Genomic DNA, 17,852 nt, shown 5'->3' with positions numbered 1-17,852 from the left:
CCCAGCCGAGCATATGCCCGCCCACTCGCGCCTGCCTACGCCCTTCTACCCGGGGTAAAACGGTGCTCGCCCTAGACTTCCCCCATGATGGTGGGACGTTCCGCCGAACGCTCCCGGCTGGTCCGTCTCGTCGCCGACGCGAAGGCCGGACGGAGCCGGTCGCTGGTCGTGCGCGGCGAGGCGGGCATCGGCAAGACCGCCCTGCTGGAGTACGCGGCGGGCGTCGCCGGCGGCATGCGGATCCTGCGAGTGGTCGGGATCGAGTCCGAGGCCGAGATCCCGTTCGCGGCGCTCCAACTGATGCTGGCCCGCGACGTCGGGCGCTTCGACGCGCTGCCCGCGCCGCACGCGCAGGCGCTGCGGGCGGCGTTCGGGACGGGCCCGGCCTCCGGCGACCGGCTCATGGTCGGCGCCGCCACGCTGACACTGCTGTCGGAGCTGGCCGGTGAAAGGCCGCTGCTGTGCCTGTTCGACGACGTGCAGTGGTTCGATCGCTCCTCCGTGGACGCGCTGCTGTTCGCGGTCCGGCGGCTCCACACCGACCCGGTGGGGGCGGTCTTCGCGGTGCGCGACGGCGAGCGGCCCTTCCCCGCCTCCGGCATCGACGACATCAGGCTGCCGCGGCTCGGCGCGCGTGACTCCGCCGAGCTGCTGGCCACGGTCGGCCCGCTCCCGCAGCCGGTCGCCGACCGGGTACTCGTGGAGTCGGGCGGCAACCCGCTGGCGATCGTGGAGCTGGCCAGGTCCGGCACCGGCACCCTCCCGTCACCCGTCGCGCCCCTGGCCGCGGTCGGCCGGCTGGAGGAGCACTACCGCCTGCAGGTGCGCGCACTGCCCTCGCGCACGCGGCTGGCCCTGCTGCTCGTGGCCGCCGACCACGGGTGCGAGCTGTGGTCGTTCCTGGCCGCGGCGGGGCGGCTCGGGTTGCACGCCGACGACCTGGAGCCCGCCGAGCACGTGGGGCTCGTGCGGGTGACCTCCGACGCGGTGGAGTTCCGGCATCCGCTGATCCGGGCGGCGGCGTACCAGGAGGCGCCGTTCGCGCGCCGGCTCGCGGCGCACCGGGCGCTCGCCGACGTCCTGTCCGACCCGCGCGACGCCGACCGGCGCGCCTGGCACGCCGCGACCGCCGCGGGCGGGACCGACGACGGGGTGGCCGACGAGCTGGAACGGGCCGCGGAGCGCGCTCTCGCCCGCGGCGCGCCGGCGGCCGCGTCCCGGGCGCTGGAACGGGCGGTGAAACTGAGCGGCGACGCCGCCGTCCAGGCCCGCCGCCTGGTCGCGGCGGCCCGCGCGGCCTACGACGCCGGTCTGCTGGACCACGCGGCCACCTTGGCGGCGGGGGTCACCGCGATGACCGGCCCCGCCACCACCGGCCCCGCCACCACCGACTCCGCCACCACCGACCCCGCACCGGCAGGCGCCGAAGCGGACGGACATACCGCCGACGGCGGCCCGCCAGCCGAAAGGGCCGTCGAAGACGGGGCGATGGCTGCGAGTGTGGTCGAGGGTGACGCCACGACCGGGAGCGTCGTCGAGGGTGAGGCGACGGACGCGAGTGTGGCGTGGGTTCAGGCTGAGGCGGCGTGGATCCGGGCGCAGGTCGCCTACGAGCGGGACTCGCCCGCGCGGGCCTGCGCTCTCGCTCTCGACGCCGCCACCCCCGTCCTCACCGCCGATCCGGCCCGCGCGATCTCCGTGCTCACCGAGGCGGTGTGGTGCGCCCGCGACGCCGCCGACGAAGGGCTGCTCGCCCGATGCGGCGAGCGACTGGGGCGGGTACGCGGAGGCCCGCCCGAGGTCGCGGGCGCGCTGGCCGGTTTCGTCGGCCTGCTGAGCGGCCGGACCGAGGAGGCGGTGCCGCCGATGCGCGACCTGCTCCTCGCGGCCCGCGACGGCGCCATGGACGCCACCCTCGAAGGGCTCACCGCCGGCTTCCTGGGCGTCCTGATCGGCGCCGACGACCTCGCCCTGAAGGTGCTCGACCGGCAGGTCGCCACCATGCGTGCCCAAGGCGCCCTGGGCTGGCTGCCGTACGTCCAGGAGCCGCTCGCGCTCGCCCAGCTCGTCACCGGCGGGTTCCGCGACGCGGAGGCGAACGTCGCCGAAGCCATCTCCCTGGCCGAAGAACTGGGCCAGGACCTCCAGGTGATCGTGCTCACCGCGATCTCGTCCTGGCTCGCCGCCGTCCGCGGCGAGGTGACCACCGCCAGGCAGGGGGCCGGACTGGTGCTCAAGCACGCCGGCCGCCACGGCATGGCCGCGGCCCAGGCCCGATGGGGGCTGGCGCTGATCGACCTCATGGCCGGCGACCCCCACGCCGCCCTCGACCGGCTCGACGAGGTCTGCGCGGGCCCGCCCGGCAGGGACGTGACCGTCCGCGCCATCGCCGACCACGTCGAGGCCGGGGTACGCGCCGGCGACCAGGACCGGGCACGCCGCCACCTGGCGCGGCTCGAGAGCTGGGCGGAGCACACCGCGAGCCCGGCGGCCGAGGCGCTCCTGCTGCGCTGCGCCGCCCTCCTCGACGAGAGCCGCGAGGCGCGGCAGCGCTTCGAGGCCTCGCTGGCCGTCGACGGCTGCGGCCCCTACGACCGTGCCCGCACCCAGCTGGCCTACGGCGAATGGCTGCGCCGCCACCGCCGCCCCACCTCGGCCCGGACCCTGCTGTCACAGGCGCTGGCGACGTTCGACCAGATCGGCGCCCACGGCTGGCACGCCCGCGTGCGGACCGAGCTCGTCGCCCTCGGCGGCCCCGTCCCGCCCCCCGACACCGCGGCCGCCGAACAGCTCACCGCGCAGGAACTGCAGGTCGTCCGGCGTGCCGCCCTCGGCCTCAGCAACCGTGAGATCGCCGCCCAGCTGTTCCTCAGCCCGCGCACCGTGGGCCACCACCTGTACAAGGCCTACCCGAAGCTCGGCGTCAGCAGGCGAGCCGAACTGGGCCGGCTCGACCTGTAGGCAGGCCGCCGGTTCAGCGCCAGTAGTTCGACCGATGCGGCCGGCCGGCCCCGGCGCCTAGCGTGCCTGGGTAACCGTCGAAAGGCCGGCCATGGGAAAGCTCATCGTGCACAACATGATCACCGTCAACGGCGTGTTCGACTCGCCCGCCCCCGACACCTGGCTGGAGGCGGACAACGACAGCGGCGACGCCTCGCTCGAACAACTCCTGCTGGCCGACGCGCTGGTGCTCGGCCGCAAGACCTACGAGGGCCTGGCCGCCGTCTGGCCCCACCTCGGCGGCGATCCCGCACTCGGCCGCTACGCCAAGCGCATCAACGGCATGCCCAAGTACGTCGCCTCCCGGACCAGGCCGGGCCCTTTGGAGTGGAACGCCACCCTGATCAAGGGCGAGCTCGACGAGGTCGTGCCCGAGCTGAAGGACACCCACGGCGGCAACCTGGTCGTCTCCGGCTGCGGCGAGCTCGCGCACACGCTGGCCAGGCGCGGGTTCGTCGACGAGTTCTGGTTCTGGGTCAACCCCTGCCTCTGGTCGGCGGGCCCGCGCGTCTTCGACGGCGTCGGGCCGATCCGGCTTCGGCTGGTGGCCGCGACGCCGTACCGGTCGGGCGTGTTGTGGCTGCGCTACCGTCCGGCGGGCCCGCTCACATGATCGCCAGCTGGCCGCCGTCGATGACGAGCTCGGTGCCGTGGACGAAGGCGGCGTCGTCGGAGGCCAGGAAGGCGTACGCGGCGGCGACCTCCTCGGCCAGCCCCGCCCGGCCGAGCGGGATGTGGTCGCGGGCGTAGGCGGAGACGAAGTCATCGGCCAGACCGGAGGAGATGGCGGAGTTCAGCGGCGTCTGGATGTAGCCGGGGCACAGCGCGTTGACCCGGATGCCGTGTTTGCCGAGCTCCACCGCCATCGTCCTGGTCAGCAGGAGCACGCCGCCCTTGGAGGCGTTGTAGTGGGCGTAGTCGGCCTCGCCGCCCAGGCCGTTGGTGGAGGACATGTTGAGGATCACCCCGCCGGTGCCGCGCTCCACCAGGTGCTGGGCGACCGCCTGGGCGACCAGGAACATGCCGCGCAGGTTCACCGAGATGATCCGGTCCCAGTGCCCCGGGGTGATCTCCAGGAACGGCTCGCGCCAGGCCGTACCGGCGTTGTTGACCAGGACGTCGATCCCGCCCAGCGCCGCGATCGCGCCGTCGACCAGGCGGGCCACGTCGGCCTCCGCGCTGACGTCGCCGGCCAGCCCGCTCACCTCGCCGAGCGCCGCGAGCCCGGTCACCGCCGCGTCCACCTCGGCCTCGTCGAGGCCGCCGAGCACGACCCTGGCGCCCTCTTCGAGAAACCTGCGGGCGGTGGCGGCGCCGATGCCGCTGCTACCCCCGCTGATCAGCACCCGCTTGCCGGCCAGGCCGCGCATGCTGCCTCCTTTCAGCGCACGGCCCCGCGGGCGGCGACGCGCAGTTCGGTGATGACTTCCCCGTCCTCGACGCCGTAGGCGATGTCGAAGAGGTTGACGACAGAGCAAGCATGGCTGGGAATCAGCCCCATCCGCGAGCCGACGGGCAGCTCACCGTGGTGGCCGGGCTCCAGACGGGCCACGCCGTGCTCCTCGTTCAAGAACTCCATCCGCAGGTACGGCAGGCCCACGGCGCGGATCCAGCCCGGCGTGCCGTACCCGTCGGAGGTGAGGCACTTGGTGCCCGCGTCGCACACGACTCGTTCCGGCACCGGCCGGCCGATCACCGTGGTCAGGATTCTGGCCGCGGTGTTCTCCTCGGAGGCGACGCCGAGGCGCATCATGGCGGTGTCGTTGAAGATGTAGGTGCCCGGCCGGATCTCGGTCACGCCGGCGACCCCGGCCACGTGGCGGGCGGTGGGGGTCGAGCCGACGCTGATCTCGCGCAGCGCGATGCCGTCGCGGGCGCACATCTCGGCGGTCGCCACCAGGTCCTCGCCTTCGCGGCGGGCGGTCTCGGCGAGCTCGGCCGGGGTGCGGCAGTGGTAGGCGTGCCCGGCGAGGGTGAGCAGGCCGGCGACCTCCACGCCGGGGACCGCGGCGATCTCGGCGACCAGGTCGGCGGTGGGCCGGCCCGGCGGCCGGCCCAGGCGGTGCTGGCCGGTGTCGACCTCGACCAGCACCTCCACCGGCGGCCCGCCGAGGCGGCCGAGCTCGGCGGCGACCTCGGGGGAGTCGAGGCTGACGCGCACCCTGGCCCGCTCGCGCAGAGCGGCGAGGCGGCGCAGCTTGGGCCGGCCCCAGATCGGAAACGCGAGCAGGATGTCGTCGATGCCGGCCTGCGCCATCACCTCGGCCTCGCCGAGCTTCGCGCAGGTGATGCCGCTCGCCCCGGCCTCGAGCTGCATCCTGGCCAGCTCGGGCATCTTGTGGGTCTTGACGTGCGGCCGGAGCCGGACGCCGTTGGCGGAGGCCACCTTCGCCATCTCGCTCACGTTGGCCCTGACCACGTCGAGGTCGATGACCAGGGCAGGGGTGTCGATTTCTGGATACATCTATGGATCACGCCCCCTCGGGTCTATGCCAGCGAACGTAACACAGCCATTCCGTCTGACGCATCAGTCTTCCGCTATACGGAATGCTGGACAGTTCCAGGTAACTCTTGACAGGTGCCCCCGCCACTGCTGTCCTTTTCGCGTAGTCGGAATGGCATTCTGCATCACGGAACGGGAGCTCGCATGAGAGTCGGCACGGTCCGGGTCGGACGGACCCGCATGGCCGCGGAGGAACGCGACGGACGCTGGTACGCCCTCGACGTGCCCCCGGGCACCCCGCTGGAGGCCGTGCTGGCCGGCGGGCTCGGCACGGTGCGCACCGCCGGGCCGCTCGACGCCGCGGTGCCCGTCCGGCCCCTGCGGCCAGGCAAGATCGTGGCGATCGGGCTCAACTACCTCGACCACATCCGCGAGGCCGGGATGGACGAGCCGCGGCGGCCGCTGATGTTCGCCAAGTTCCCCTCCAGCGTGATCGGGCCGGGCGAGCCCATCGTCATCGACACCGGGCTGACCGAGCGCGTGGACTGGGAGGTCGAGCTGGCCGCGGTCATCGGCACGCCGCTCAGGAACGTGACCGGGGACGAGGCGCTCGCGGGCGTGGCCGGCTACACCGTGGCCAACGACGTCTCCGCCCGTGACCTGCAGTTCGCCGACGGCCAGTGGACCCGCGGCAAGAGCCTGGACACCTTCTGCCCGCTCGGCCCGGTCATCGTGACGCCCGACGAGCTCGGCGACCCGCAGGACCTGAAGTTGTGGACCCGCGTCAACGGCGAGACCGTCCAGGACTCCAGCACCGCCGAGATGCTCTTCGGCGTGGCCGAGCTGCTCGCCTTCTGCTCGCGCGCCTTCACCCTCGAACCCGGCGACGTGGTGCTGACCGGCACCCCGTGGGGCTGCGGCGAGTTCATGACCCCGCGGCGCTCCCTGCGCCCCGGCGACACCGTCGAGACCGGCGTCGAGGGCATCGGCGTCCTGGTCAACCCCGTCACGGACGGCACGCGATGAGGGCCCTGGTGTTCACCGGACCCGGCGCCATGGAGGTCCGCGACGTGCCGGAACCCGAGGTCGGCGCCGGTGAGGAGCTGGTGCACGTGGTGACCTCCGGCATCTGCGGCAGCGAGCTGCACGGGGTCAGGACCCCCGGGTTCCGGGTGCCGCCGCTGGTGATGGGGCACGAGTTCGCCGGCCGTACCGGCGACGGCAGGTTTGTCGTCGTGAACCCGATCCTGTCGTGCGGCGCCTGCGACCTGTGCGCGCTCGGGCTGCGCAACGTGTGCAGGAAGCGGCAGATCGTCGGGGTGCACCGGCCCGGCGGTTTCGCCGAGCGGGTCGCGGTGCCCTCGGGCACGCTGACCGAGCTGCCGGAAGGGCTCGGCTGGACGGCGGCCGCGATCGTGGAGCCCGCGGCCAACGCGGTGCACGCCTGGTCGCTGGCCGGCGCGCCCGCCGGCGCCCGCGTGGGCGTCATCGGGGCCGGCGCCATCGGCCTGGCCTGCCTGCTGGTCGCCATCTCCGGCGGCGCGGCGCGGGTCGAGGTCGCCGACCGGTCCCCGCACCGCCGCGAGATCGCCGGCCGGCTCGGCGCCGGCGCGGCCGTGACGGAGCTGGCCGGAGAGTACGACGTGATCTTCGACGCGGTGGGCGCCGCCGCCACCCACGAGCAGTCGCTGGCCCGGCTGCGCCCCGGCGGCACCGCCGTCTGGCTCGGCCTGGCCGACCCGACCGCCGGGTTCGACGCCGCCGCGCTGGTCCGCGGGGAGAAGCAGGTGGCCGGCTCCTTCGCCTACCGCGACGCCGACTTCGCCGCCGCCGTCGGCCTGGTCGCCGGCTGGGACCTCAGCTGGGTGGCCACCTACCCGATCGGCGAGGGCGCGGAGATCTTCACCACGCTGATGAACGGGCGCACCACCCCCGTCAAAGCCCTGCTGACCTTCTGAATCGAGGCGTCCATGTCCGTGCGCACCCCGCTGTCCGACTACCGCCCGATCTCGCAGCTCAAGGTCCCCGTCCACCTCGTGGAGAGGGCCCGGCTGCCGGTCGTGGACGCCCACACCCACCTCGGCCGCTGGCTCAGCGAGGACGGCGACTGGATGGTCAAGGACGTGCCCGCGCTGCTGGCCGAGATGGACACGCTCAACGTGCGCGCCATGGTCAACCTCGACGGCCGCTGGGGCGCGGAGCTGGCCGCCAACCTCGAACGCTACGACGCCGCCCACCCCGGCAGGTTCGCCACCTTCTGCCACGTCGACTGGTCGCGGACCGCCGAACCCCGCTTCGGCGAGCGCCTGGCCGCGCAGCTGCGCGCCTCGGTCGCCGAGGGCGCCGCGGGGCTGAAGGTCTGGAAGGACGTCGGCCTGCGTGTGCGCGACCACCGCGGCGAGCTGGTCATGCTCGACGACGTACGGCTCGGCCCGCTGTGGGCCGCGGCGGGGGAGCTGGGCATCCCGATCGCCCTGCACACCGCCGACCCGGTGGCGTTCTTCGAGCCGGTCGACGAGCGCAACGAACGGCTCGAACAGCTCGCCGCCCACCCCGGCTGGGTGTTCTCCGGCCCGGAGTTCCCGCCGTTCGAGCGGCTGATCGAGGCCATGGAGACCATGATCGGCACGCATCCGGCCACCACTGTGATCGGCGTGCATGCCGGCTGCTGGCCGGAGAACCTGGCCTGGGTCGGCGCGATGCTCGACGAGCACCCCAACTTCCACATCGACATCGCCGCGCGCCTCGCCGAGCTGGGCAGGGCGCCGCGGGCCGCGCGCGAGCTGATCATGCGCCATCCGGGCCGCGTGCTGTTCGGCACCGACGACCTCCCGCCGGACCCGGAGACCTACCGGATCCACTTCCGCTTCCTGGAGACCGCCGACGAGGCGTTCGCCCACTCCACCGAGGACCCTCCGCTGATGGGCCGGTGGACCATCAGCGGGCTGGACCTGCCTAACGATGTGCTGGCCAAGGTCTATGCGGAGAATGTCCGCGCGCTCGTGCCGAGGCTGGCGTGAACGGGCGGCCCCGCCCCCGGCGGGACCGCCCCTGGCCCTCACCTACACGGCTTGTACGGCTTGTCGTAGAGCGAGTAGTCCGTCGCCTTCTTGATGGAGTTGAACTTCAGCGCGGCGGCCTTGGAGCAGAAGCCGCCCGGCGAGGTCTTGTACTCCACCTGGAAGACCGGCTTGCCCGCCTTGACGAACGCGGACAGGACCTCGCACTCCTTCCACTGGAAGCACTCCTCGTTGACCGCGTAGTCGAAGTGGGAGACCAGCTCGTCCACCTGGCTGAGGTCGTTCTTCAGCGCGACGGACAGGCCCTTCCTGTGGGCCATGGCGGCCAGCGCCTTGTTGTAGGTCAGCTGGGTCTGCGCGCTGATGTTCCAGCCGGTGACCTTCTGGCCCTCCTCGTGCGCGTGGACGACGTCGAACTCGACCCCGTCGAACCCGGCCCTGACGCACTTGTCGACGCGGGCCTCCATCATCTTCAGCAGGAAGTCCCGCTGACCCTTGTCGTTGTTGATGTTGGCCCAGCGCTCGTTCGGGAACTCGTCGCTGAACGGCTTGCCCAGCAGCGACCTGCCGTGGCTGTCGTGCCACGCGACGAAGGCCGGGTAGTCGGGACGGAAGTCCTCGATCGAGCCGGCGTCGATGTAGCAGATGGCCTTGGCGCCCTTGGCGTGGATGGCGTCGACGCCCGCGGTGTTGAGCGTGGTGTTGTTGCCCGCGACCTCGGCGTCGACGTACAGGTCGATGTCGAAGACGCTCGGCCGTACGCAGGCGCCGCCGGACTGCGGCACCTCGCAGATGCCGACGTTGATGCCGCCGGTGGCGGCATGGGCCTTGCTGCCCTGGAGCTGGTACTGCCAGCGGCTCTGCACCGGCGGCCGCCAGATCGCCGCGCCGCCCGTCTCGCCGCCCGTGGCGTCGGCCGTCGCACCGGCGGTGAAGGCCAGTGCCGGCACGAACGCCAGCGCCGCGGCCAGGGCCAGGCGGGATATGCGATGGATCAACAAACCTACCCTCCGTTCCGTATTGCGGAATCATGTTCCGCAGATAAGGAAACCGAGGAAGATCGGAGGTTGTCAACCTTCTCTCGATGTCGAGAATTCCGTGCTGACGATCATTCCACAGTATGGAATTCTGGTCTGTATTACGGATAGCTGGTTATACTGCCGCACGTAGCGGAGACCCACGCCCGCTTCGTGCTCTGTGGAGGGAAAGTGGCCCATGGCACGCATCGTGTTCGTCGGCGCGGGCAGCGTCGAATTCACCAAGAACGTTCTCTCTGACATTCTGACATTTCCGGAACTGGGGGATTCCACCACCCTCGTCCTGCACGACATCGACGCGGAACGCCTGGCCACCGCGGAGGCCATGGCCGCCTGGATGGTCGCCAAGCTGGGCCTGGGCGCCAAGGTCGAGGCCCACCTCGACCGGCGCCGGGCCGTCGAGGGCGCCGACTACGTGATCAACGAGATCGCGGTCGGCGGGTACGCCGCCACGCGTACCGACTTCGAGATCCCGCGCCGCTACGGCCTGCGCCAGACGATCGCCGACACCCTCGGCATCGGCGGCATCTTCCGCGCGCTGCGCACGATCCCGGTCATGGTCGGGCTGGGCCACGACCTGGCCGAACTGGCGCCGGACGCGCTCCTGCTCAACTACACCAACCCGATGGCGATGATCCCGCGCGCGGTCTACCAGGGTACGCCGTTCACGAACGTGGTGGGTCTGTGCCACTCGGTGCGCGACACCCAGGCCCGCCTGGCCTCGCTGGTCGGCGTGCCGGAGGAGGAGGTCTCCTTCGTCACGGCCGGGGCCAACCACCAGGCGTTCGTCCTGAGGTTCGAGCACCGGGGGCGCGACCTCTACCCGGAGCTCGACGAGGTCATCGCCGCCGACCCCGAACTGCGCAGGACCGTCCGGGTGGAGATGTACCGCCGCTTCGGTCACTTCCCGACCGAGTCCAGTGAACACGGCTCGGAGTACCTGCCGTGGTTCCTCCATCATGACGACCAGGTCGCGCACTTCCGCATCCCCGTGGAGATCTACCTGCGCTGGTCGGAGGAGAACCTCGGCACCTATGAGGAGACCAGGCGGCGGCTGGCCGCGGGGGAGGGCGTGGAGATCGAGCCCGCCATGGAGCTCGCCTCCGAGGTCATCCACTCCATCGAGACCGGTACGCCACGGGTGATCCACGGCAACGTGCGCAACGACGGCCTGATCGCCAACCTGCCCGCCGGCGCCTGCGTCGAGGTGCCGTGCCTGGTGGACCGGGCCGGGGTGCGCCCGACGAAGATCGGGGCGCTGCCGCCGCAGCTCGCCGCCCTGAACACGACGTTCCTCAACGTGGGCGAGCTGACCGTGCTGGCCGCGCTCGAAGGGCGCCGCGAGCACGTCTACCACGCGGCCATGCTCGACCCCAACGCCGCGGCCACCCTCACGCTGCAGCAGATCCACGACCTCGTGGACGAGATGATCGCCGCCCACGGCGACCTGATGCCGGAGGGCGTGCGATGAGGCGGGCCCTGGCCGCCGCCGCGGTCCTCGCGCTGGCCGTGACCGGCTGCGGGGCGGGCGGGAAGGAACCGGCGGCGAACGGCCCCGTGGAGATCACCATCTGGCACGGCCAGGAGGACGCCTCCGCCAAGTCGATCGAGAAGCTGGTCGCCGAGTTCAACCGGAGCCACCCGGACATCAAGGTCGACACCGAGTCCGGCGGAGCCACCGCGGACGGCATGCTGCCCAAGATCACCGCCGCGCTCACCTCCGACGCCTACCCCGACATCGCCTACCTCTACGGCTCCTGGGCGCCCAACATCGCCAGAAACCCCAAGACGGCCGACCTCACCGAGTTCGTCAAGGACCCGGCCGTCAAGTGGCAGGACTTCTGGGCCAGCGAACGCGAGGCCGTCACCGTCAACGGCAAGGTCATCGGCTTCCCCGCGGTCGTCGACAACATGGTGGTCCTCTACAACAAGAAGGTCCTGGCCGAGGCGGGGCTCAAGCCGCCGGGACCGGACTGGACCTGGGACGACTTCCGCACGATGGCCAAGCAGTCGACCGACGCCAAGGCCGGCGTCTTCGGCGCCACCTGGCCGATCAGCGGCGGCGAGGAGGCGGTCTGGGGCCTGTGGCCGATGCTCTGGCAGGCGGGTGGCGACATCCTCACGCCCGACCACAAGAAGGCCGCCTTCAACTCCGCCCAGGGCCAGCAGGCGCTCGACCGGCTGCGCGCCATGGCCGTCGACGACAAGTCGCTCTACCTCGACTCCAGCCCGGCCGAGAAGGGGCAGAAGCTGTTCGAGTCCGGACGGCTGGCCATGTTCATGTCCGGGCCGTGGGTGCTGCCCGACCTGCAGGCGGCCAAGGTCGACTACGGCGTCTCGCCGCTGCCCGGTACGAACGGCAACCACGAGACCATCTCCGGGCCGGACAACTGGGTGGTCTTCCAGCACGACGAGCGCCGGGTCAAGGCGGCGGCGACCTTCCTGGCCTGGCTGACCGCGGCCGAGCGGCAGCTCGTGTGGATGAGCGACACCGGGTCGCTGCCGATCCGCGAGTCGATCACCAAGCTGCCCGGTTACCAGGACTATCTCAAGAAATATCCGGGCATCGACGTGATCTCCGCCAACCTGGCCAACGCCAAACGGGTCCGGCCGCCGACCACACGGTACCCGCGGGTCTCGGCGTTCGTCGCCGAGGGCATCGCCCAGGCCCTGCTCGGCAAGAGCGACGCCAAGACGGCCCTGGACGAGGCGGCCAGGAAGGCCGACGCGGCGCTGGCCGTACCGGGATCATGAGCGCGACCGCGCTCGGCGCCACCGCCAGCCAGCACCGGCGCCAGAAGGACCGCAGGAGGCTCGGCGACAACATCGCCGGCTGGTCCTTCGCCGGGCCGGCGACCCTGGTCATCCTGGGGTTCTCGCTGATCCCCATGGCCTGGGCGCTGGCGCTGTCGTTCACCGACTCCGACCTGATGTCGCCGGGCCGCAACGTCGGGCTGGACAACTACCGGGCGCTGCTGGCCGACCCGGTGTTCTTCCAGGCGCTGCGCAACACCGGGCTGCTCCTTGTGCTGTACATCCCGTCCTCGCTCATCGCCGGGCTGCTCGTGGCGGTGCTGCTGAACAGGAAGGTACGCGGCATCGGGTTCTACCGGACCTGCTTCCTCGTGCCCTACGTCGTGTCGGCCACCGCGACGGGCCTGCTCATGGGCTTCGTCTTCGACCGCGACTTCGGCCTGGTGAACGGGCTGCTGGCCAAGCTCGGGCTGCCGTTGCAAGGCCTGCTCAGCAGCCCCTCGCAGGCGATGCTCGTGCTGACGGCGATCTTCTTCTGGACCCGCTTCGGGTTCGCCGTGGTGATCTACCTGGCGGCCATCCAGGAGATCAGCAAGGAGGTGCTGGACGCCGCCGCGATCGACGGCGCCGGCGCCTGGGCCAGGTTCCGTCACATCATCGTGCCGTCGGTGCGGCCGATGACGATCTTCCTGACGGTGTGGGGCGTGATCGACGCGCTGCAGTTCTTCGACCTGGTCATGACCACGACGAAGGGCGGCCCCGCCAACGCGACCGTGACCATCGTCTACTACGTGTGGCAGCTCGCCTTCAGCTTCTCCACCGCCGGGTACGGCGCGGCCGTCGCCTACGCCCTGTTCGCCGGAACCCTGGTGCTGATCGTCGCCGGCCTGCTGCTCGCCCGGCGCAAGGGGGTGACGACATGAGGCGCTGGTCCGGCAGGTGGCATCTGCTCCTGGTGCCGATGTCGGCGGTGGTCGTGCTGCCGTTCGTGTGGCTGCTGCTCAGCTCGGTGATGACCCAGGCCGAGCTGAACAGGTTCCCCCCGGCGATCTGGCCGGAGAGCATCGACCTGGGCGGCTACCGCACGGTCGTGGAGCGCTCGAACTTCCTGCGCTGGTTCGTCAACAGCATCATCGTCTCGGGCGCGATCGTGGTGGCCCAGGTGGTGCTTTGCAGCATGGCCGGCTACGCGTTCGCCAGGATCAGGTTCGCCGGCTCCAAGCTGGTGCTGATCCTGGTCATCGCCACCGCGCTGATCCCGTTCCAGCTCACGGTCATCCCGACCTTCCTGATCTTCAACAAGGCCGGGCTGACCGACACGCTGGGCGCGCTCATCGTGCCGCAGCTCGCCTCGGCCGTGGGCATCTTCCTGATGACCTCCTTCTTCCAGTCCTTCCCGAAGGAACTGGAGGAGGCGGCGCGCATCGACGGCTGCTCGCGGGTGGCGACGTTCTACCGGGTGGTGCTGCCGGTGGCCAGGCCCGCCCTGGCGGCGCTGGCCGTCATCACGTTCATCACGGCGTGGAACGACCTGTTCTGGCCGCTGGTGGCGATCAACTCGGAGGACAACTACACGGTCCAGGTGGGCCTGACCACCTTCCAGGGCCAGCACCGCGCGGACTGGCCGGCCATCATGGCGGGCACCGTGCTGACCACGCTGCCGGTGCTCGCGGTGTTCCTGTTCGGCCAGCGCCGGTTCGTCCAGGCGCTGACCGGCGCGGTCAAGGGCTGAGGTCGCGGTAGGGGTTGGCGGGGAGACCCGTGTAGGGAGTACGGCAGCGCCACAGCTCCCCGCCCGCCCTGCCGTCCCACGCCGTGGTGATGTACAGCTCGCCGAGACCGGGGCCGCCGAACGCGCAGCTCGTCACGTTGGCGGCGGGCACCTCCACGGCCAGGTCGAGCCGCCCGTCGGGCCGCAGGCGCAGGACCGCGCCGCCCTCCCACAGGGCGACCCACACATGCCCGCCGGCGTCGACGGTGATCCCGTCGGGATAGCCGCGCGGGATCTCGGCGAACACCCGCCGGCCGGCCATCCGCCCGCTCGCCGGGTCGTAGTCGAAGACGTCCACCCGGCCCGTCGGCGTGTCCACGTAGTAGAGCAGCCGCTCGTCGGGGCTCCAGGCGATGCCGTTGGAGATCGAGACTCCTTCCAGCACCCGCTCGCAGCGGCCGTCGGGGTCGAGCCGGTAGAGCGCGCCCGCGCCCGGCGTGTCGTCCTCGGCCTTGGTCCCGGCGAAGAAGCGCCCGGCGCGGTCGCAGGCGCCGTCGTTCATCCGGTTGCCCGGCCGCTCGTCCGCCGTGACCGCCGCGACCACCTCCAGCCCGCGCCCGTCGCGGACCCCGCGCCCGTCGCGCGGCCCGCCCCCGTCCCGCAGTACGGCGAAGCCGTCCCGCACGGCCAGCGCCAGCCCGCCGCCGGTCCTGGGCACCGCCACGCCCACCGGCCGGCCGACCTCGGTCACCTCGTGCGAGCCGTCGGCCGGGTCGAGCCGGTGCACGAGCCCGGCCGGGATGTCGACCCACAGGAGCGTGCCCGTGTGCCCGTCCCAGCGCGGACCCTCACCCAGGCTCGCCCGCGGCACGGGTACGACCTCCGGCTCCATGACTCTTCCTCTCTCTTTCCGCAATGCAGAATCTCATTCCACGCCCCACTCACACCATCACCCCGGAATCGGGCTGTCAACCGTCAGCCCTGCTCGGCGATCGCCTTGCGCAGGCTGTGCCCCAGCTCCTCCATCCGCGCCGGGGGCATCCTGTCCTTGATCGCGGTCACGCTCACCGCGGCGACCGGGGCGGTCCTGCCCAGGAACAGGGGGGCCGCCACACACCGCACGCCCGGCTCGTTCTCCTCCAGGTCGAGCGCGTAACCGCGGCGCCGTACCTGGTCGAGGTGGGTGGCGAGCTTCGCCGGGTTCGTGATCGTGTTGCGGGTCCTGGTCGCCAGCGGGCCGAAGCGCTCGGCCCAGGCCTTGATCGCCTCGTCGCTCGGGTAGGTCCAGGCCAGCAGCGCCTTGCCCACGCCCGTGCAGTGCGCGGCGTTGCGCCCGCCCACCACCGAGGTCATCGTGATCGACCGCACCGCCTCGACCTTGTCCAGGTAGACCACCTCGATGCCGTCGAGCGTCGCCATGTGCACGGTCTCGGCGAACTCCTCGCTGAGCCGCAGCAGCAGGGGCCGCACGAGCGTGCGCAGATCCATGCTCTCGTAGAACCTGAACGCGGTCGCGAGCATCTCGGTGCCCAGGAAGTACGGCCCGCTCGGCTCGGGCTGCGCGGCGAACCCCCGGTGCTTCAACGCGCCGAGCAGCCGATGCAGCGAACTCTTGGGCAGCCCGAGCCGCGTGGCCAGTTCGTCGAGCGTGACTCCGCGGCTGTGCCTGCCGATCTCCTGCAGGATCAGCAGGGCACGGTCCACGCTGCCCACCGGTGACTGGGTCTCCGCCATAACGCCTCCCTCGCTTATTCCGGATAATGGAATGCTAGAGCGTTATGCGGAAGATCCGTAATCGGTGTGTCGTTCAGTCCTTCTCCTCGCCGGGGTCGTGGAGGGTCCAGGTGCCGCGCCGCCGTACGACGGTGAGATAGACGACCGTGCCCGCGACCAGGATGGCGGCGGTGACGATCAGGCTGGGGCGGCCGATGACGGGGTCGATGGCACTGGTGTAGATCACGTACGCCAGCGCGGCCAGGGCCGCGACGGGCGCCAGCGGGTACAGCGGCATCCGGTAGACGCCGTGGGCGGTGCTGCCGTTGCGCCGGCCGCCGATGACGGCGACGCAGAGGGCGGCGTAGATCACCACCAGGGAGGTGCCGGTGACGACCAGGAGGTAGCGCTCGGGCACGAAGCAGAGCGCCGCGCTGACCGCGCCGGCGGCGATCGTCGCGGTCCAGGGGGTGCCGAACCGCGGGTGGATGTGGCCGAAGAGGGCGTTGACCCGCGCCGGCCAGGTCGCGTCGCGGGCGCTGCTGAAGATCAGGCGCGCGGTGAGCAGCATGATGGCGATCACCGCGTTGGCGATGGCCAGGGCGACGCCCAGGCTGATCAGCGTGTTCAGGGTGCCGCCGCCGTGCTCGGCGACCACCTGCTGGACGACGTTGCCGCCGTCGAGCGTGCCGGCCGACAGCAGGACGGCGGTGATCGGGATGAGCTCGGCGGCCACGGTGATGGCCAGCGCCCACAGGATGACCCGGGCGATGTTGCGCCGGGCGCCGTGGGTCTCCTCGCCGAAGTAGACGGCGGAGCCGTACCCGTTGTAGGAGAAGATCGCCACGGCGGTGGCGAGCGCGATCAGCCCGAGTGTGGCGGGGGAGCCGTCGGGCGCGACCGGGTTCACCAGCAGGTCGGTGAAGGGACGCTCGACGTTGAGCACGCCGATGGCCGACAGCGCGAGCAGGGCCAGCATCTCCAGGGCCAGGAAGACGCCGGTCACCACGGCGTTGAAGCGGATGTCGAAGACCGCCACCGCGGCGGCGAGGGCGACGGTGACCGCGCCCGCGAGGGGACCGTGCAGGCCGGGGAACAGCACGCCCAGGTACGTGCCGACGCCCAGGGCGATCACCGCGAGGATCAGCAGCTGCGTGACCAGGACCAGTACCAGCGCCAGGAAACCGGGCAGCCGGCCGAGCGTCCTGCCGATGATCGTGTACTCGCCGCCGGTCAGCGGGTAGGCCGATGACAGCTCGGCGTAGACGAAGGCCATGAAGACGCCCACGACCGCGGCGAGGACGTAGCTCCAGAACGCGCCCGTCCCGGCCTGCCGGACCACGCCCGGGCCGATGATGAAGACGGACGAGGCGGGAGTGATGGCCGACAGGACGATCAGGAGAGTTCCGAACGCGCGCAGCCCGCGCTTGAGACGGGCACCGGGACGGGTCTGTGACGTGCTCATCCGCGCCTCCATACTTTTAACAAGCATCAAAGAACTCCGCTCAACCGCAGTCAATAGCGGCCGACTAAAGTTTGAGATGCCTTCAAAGAATGCGAGGTGCCATGGCACGACCCAGCCGCGCCCACGAGCGGCGCGCCCATCTCATCGCCGCGGCCAGGCGCAGCGTCGTCGAGCGGGGACTCCTGGGCCTGCGCCTGCGCGACGTGTCGCAGGAGGCGGGCATGTCCTCAGGATCGGTGCTCTACTACTTCCCCGGCCTCACCGAACTGCTCCGAGAGGTGCACCGCGAGGCGGTCGAGCGGTTCTGCGACGAGCGCGAGGCCGTCGTGCGCGACGAGAGCGACCCGCGGCTCAAGCTGTCGGCGATGATCTCCAGCGGCCTGCCCGGCGACCCGCGCGACGAGCTGTGCGTCCTGCTGTACGAGCTGGGCGCGATCGCCAGGCGCGACGCCGCCTGCGCCGCCGCCTACATCAAGCTCTACGAGCGGCAGGTCGGCATCTACGCGGCCATCCTGCAGGCGGGCGCCGCCTGCGGCGCGTTCACGCTGACCGACGATCCGCTGGCGATCGCGCGTAACCTCGTGACGCTGGAGGACGGCTACGGCCTGCACATCACGATGGCCGTGCCCACGCTCTCGCCCGCGCTGGCCGAGCGCCACCTGCGCGCGTACGCCGCCGGGGCCACAGGCGTGGACCTGTGACCCCGAGG

General features: G+C 71.6%; 16 protein-coding genes. 10 read left to right on the top strand and 6 right to left on the bottom strand.

The features are described from left to right. Positions 1-84: 84 nt before the first annotated feature. The gene (locus ACFWY5_RS15760) at positions 85-2,961 is read left to right on the top strand and encodes an AAA family ATPase (RefSeq protein WP_379632515.1); all 2,877 of its coding nucleotides are present in this window, start codon (positions 85-87) and stop codon (positions 2,959-2,961) included. A gap of 91 nt (positions 2,962-3,052) precedes the next feature. Further along, positions 3,053-3,613: a dihydrofolate reductase family protein gene (locus ACFWY5_RS15755; RefSeq protein WP_379627179.1), complete on the top strand. Its 561-nt coding sequence runs from the start codon at positions 3,053-3,055 to the stop codon at positions 3,611-3,613. On the opposite strand, the gene ACFWY5_RS15750 is transcribed toward ACFWY5_RS15755, so the two are convergent. Both ACFWY5_RS15750 and ACFWY5_RS15745 read right to left on the bottom strand, forming a co-directional pair. Then, positions 3,606-4,370 (bottom strand): SDR family NAD(P)-dependent oxidoreductase, encoded by a 765-nt coding sequence (locus ACFWY5_RS15750; RefSeq protein ID WP_379632513.1) that lies wholly within the window; start codon positions 4,368-4,370, stop codon positions 3,606-3,608. The two genes, ACFWY5_RS15755 and ACFWY5_RS15750, sit on opposite strands and share 8 nt — an antisense overlap. A gap of 11 nt (positions 4,371-4,381) precedes the next feature. Continuing rightward, on the bottom strand, positions 4,382-5,464 hold the full coding sequence (locus ACFWY5_RS15745; RefSeq protein ID WP_379632511.1) for an alanine racemase: 1,083 nt from the start codon (positions 5,462-5,464) through the stop codon (positions 4,382-4,384). 183 nt (positions 5,465-5,647) lie between these two features. Between ACFWY5_RS15745 and ACFWY5_RS15740 the strand changes: the two genes are divergently transcribed. Genes ACFWY5_RS15740 through ACFWY5_RS15730 form a run of 3 tightly spaced genes read left to right on the top strand, consistent with a single transcriptional unit; the run spans position 5,648 to position 8,463 of the window. Next, entirely contained in the window at positions 5,648-6,469 is an 822-nt protein-coding gene (locus ACFWY5_RS15740) for a fumarylacetoacetate hydrolase family protein (RefSeq protein ID WP_379632509.1), read from the top strand. Then, positions 6,466-7,401 (top strand): zinc-binding dehydrogenase, encoded by a 936-nt coding sequence (locus tag ACFWY5_RS15735; RefSeq protein WP_379632507.1) that lies wholly within the window; start codon positions 6,466-6,468, stop codon positions 7,399-7,401. Before ACFWY5_RS15740 ends, ACFWY5_RS15735 begins: the two co-directional genes overlap by 4 nt. Before the next feature lie 12 nt (positions 7,402-7,413). Beyond that, positions 7,414-8,463, top strand: a complete 1,050-nt coding sequence (locus ACFWY5_RS15730) for an amidohydrolase family protein (protein WP_379632504.1) — start codon at positions 7,414-7,416, stop codon at positions 8,461-8,463. Between the two features lie 38 nt (positions 8,464-8,501). Here ACFWY5_RS15730 and ACFWY5_RS15725 read toward each other — a convergent pair whose 3' ends face one another. Continuing rightward, positions 8,502-9,461 carry an endo alpha-1,4 polygalactosaminidase gene (locus ACFWY5_RS15725; protein ID WP_379632502.1) on the bottom strand — a complete coding sequence of 320 codons (960 nt, stop codon included), beginning with the start codon at positions 9,459-9,461 and terminating at the stop codon, positions 8,502-8,504. 217 nt (positions 9,462-9,678) lie between these two features. On the opposite strand from ACFWY5_RS15725, the gene ACFWY5_RS15720 reads away from it, so the two are divergent. The 4 genes from ACFWY5_RS15720 to ACFWY5_RS15705 are packed head-to-tail and all read left to right on the top strand — an operon-like array spanning position 9,679 to position 13,986. After that, positions 9,679-10,971, top strand: coding sequence for an alpha-glucosidase/alpha-galactosidase (locus ACFWY5_RS15720; protein ID WP_379627193.1), 1,293 nt, complete (start codon positions 9,679-9,681; stop codon positions 10,969-10,971). After that, positions 10,968-12,254: an ABC transporter substrate-binding protein gene (locus tag ACFWY5_RS15715; protein ID WP_379632500.1), complete on the top strand. Its 1,287-nt coding sequence runs from the start codon at positions 10,968-10,970 to the stop codon at positions 12,252-12,254. Before ACFWY5_RS15720 ends, ACFWY5_RS15715 begins: the two co-directional genes overlap by 4 nt. Continuing rightward, the gene (locus tag ACFWY5_RS15710; protein WP_379627198.1) at positions 12,251-13,177 is read left to right on the top strand and encodes a carbohydrate ABC transporter permease; all 927 of its coding nucleotides are present in this window, start codon (positions 12,251-12,253) and stop codon (positions 13,175-13,177) included. The genes ACFWY5_RS15715 and ACFWY5_RS15710 overlap by 4 nt, the downstream gene beginning before the upstream one ends. Next, positions 13,174-13,986 carry a carbohydrate ABC transporter permease gene (locus tag ACFWY5_RS15705; protein WP_379627200.1) on the top strand — a complete coding sequence of 271 codons (813 nt, stop codon included), beginning with the start codon at positions 13,174-13,176 and terminating at the stop codon, positions 13,984-13,986. Before ACFWY5_RS15710 ends, ACFWY5_RS15705 begins: the two co-directional genes overlap by 4 nt. Here ACFWY5_RS15705 and ACFWY5_RS15700 read toward each other — a convergent pair. The 3 genes from ACFWY5_RS15700 to ACFWY5_RS15690 form a co-directional block, all read right to left on the bottom strand. Next, positions 13,976-14,857: an SMP-30/gluconolactonase/LRE family protein gene (locus tag ACFWY5_RS15700; protein WP_379627202.1), complete on the bottom strand. Its 882-nt coding sequence runs from the start codon at positions 14,855-14,857 to the stop codon at positions 13,976-13,978. The two genes, ACFWY5_RS15705 and ACFWY5_RS15700, sit on opposite strands and share 11 nt — an antisense overlap. Before the next feature lie 83 nt (positions 14,858-14,940). Then, complete coding sequence (locus ACFWY5_RS15695; protein ID WP_379627204.1) at positions 14,941-15,699, bottom strand: IclR family transcriptional regulator; 759 nt, start codon at positions 15,697-15,699, stop codon at positions 14,941-14,943. Positions 15,700-15,772: 73 nt separating this feature from the next. Beyond that, entirely contained in the window at positions 15,773-17,143 is a 1,371-nt protein-coding gene (locus ACFWY5_RS15690; RefSeq protein ID WP_379627206.1) for an APC family permease, read from the bottom strand. Positions 17,144-17,244: 101 nt separating this feature from the next. On the opposite strand from ACFWY5_RS15690, the gene ACFWY5_RS15685 reads away from it, so the two are divergent. After that, positions 17,245-17,844 carry a TetR/AcrR family transcriptional regulator gene (locus ACFWY5_RS15685; RefSeq protein WP_379627208.1) on the top strand — a complete coding sequence of 200 codons (600 nt, stop codon included), beginning with the start codon at positions 17,245-17,247 and terminating at the stop codon, positions 17,842-17,844. Positions 17,845-17,852 lie beyond the last annotated feature (8 nt).

The sequence above is a fragment of the Nonomuraea sp. NPDC059007 genome (genome assembly GCF_042740555.1).
Lineage (GTDB): Bacteria > Actinomycetota > Actinomycetes > Streptosporangiales > Streptosporangiaceae > Nonomuraea.
Note: the sequence above shows the minus strand (reverse complement) of the source record. Positions and strands in the feature narration are given on the sequence as shown.

Excerpts from the sequence above, each read along its gene's own strand:
- ACFWY5_RS15710 (WP_379627198.1), top strand. The coding sequence starts at position 12,251 with ATGAGCGCGACCGCGCTCGGCGCCACCGCCAGCCAGCACCGGCGCCAG.
- ACFWY5_RS15690 (WP_379627206.1), bottom strand. The coding sequence starts at position 17,143 with ATGAGCACGTCACAGACCCGTCCCGGTGCCCGTCTCAAGCGCGGGCTG.
- ACFWY5_RS15740 (WP_379632509.1), top strand. The coding sequence starts at position 5,648 with ATGAGAGTCGGCACGGTCCGGGTCGGACGGACCCGCATGGCCGCGGAG.
- ACFWY5_RS15715 (WP_379632500.1), top strand. The coding sequence starts at position 10,968 with ATGAGGCGGGCCCTGGCCGCCGCCGCGGTCCTCGCGCTGGCCGTGACC.
- ACFWY5_RS15720 (WP_379627193.1), top strand. The coding sequence starts at position 9,679 with ATGGCACGCATCGTGTTCGTCGGCGCGGGCAGCGTCGAATTCACCAAG.
- ACFWY5_RS15755 (WP_379627179.1), top strand. The coding sequence starts at position 3,053 with ATGGGAAAGCTCATCGTGCACAACATGATCACCGTCAACGGCGTGTTC.
- ACFWY5_RS15685 (WP_379627208.1), top strand. The coding sequence starts at position 17,245 with ATGGCACGACCCAGCCGCGCCCACGAGCGGCGCGCCCATCTCATCGCC.
- ACFWY5_RS15750 (WP_379632513.1), bottom strand. The coding sequence starts at position 4,370 with ATGCGCGGCCTGGCCGGCAAGCGGGTGCTGATCAGCGGGGGTAGCAGC.
- ACFWY5_RS15705 (WP_379627200.1), top strand. The coding sequence starts at position 13,174 with ATGAGGCGCTGGTCCGGCAGGTGGCATCTGCTCCTGGTGCCGATGTCG.
- ACFWY5_RS15700 (WP_379627202.1), bottom strand. The coding sequence starts at position 14,857 with ATGGAGCCGGAGGTCGTACCCGTGCCGCGGGCGAGCCTGGGTGAGGGT.
- ACFWY5_RS15730 (WP_379632504.1), top strand. The coding sequence starts at position 7,414 with ATGTCCGTGCGCACCCCGCTGTCCGACTACCGCCCGATCTCGCAGCTC.
- ACFWY5_RS15695 (WP_379627204.1), bottom strand. The coding sequence starts at position 15,699 with ATGGCGGAGACCCAGTCACCGGTGGGCAGCGTGGACCGTGCCCTGCTG.
- ACFWY5_RS15745 (WP_379632511.1), bottom strand. The coding sequence starts at position 5,464 with ATGTATCCAGAAATCGACACCCCTGCCCTGGTCATCGACCTCGACGTG.
- ACFWY5_RS15735 (WP_379632507.1), top strand. The coding sequence starts at position 6,466 with ATGAGGGCCCTGGTGTTCACCGGACCCGGCGCCATGGAGGTCCGCGAC.
- ACFWY5_RS15760 (WP_379632515.1), top strand. The coding sequence starts at position 85 with ATGATGGTGGGACGTTCCGCCGAACGCTCCCGGCTGGTCCGTCTCGTC.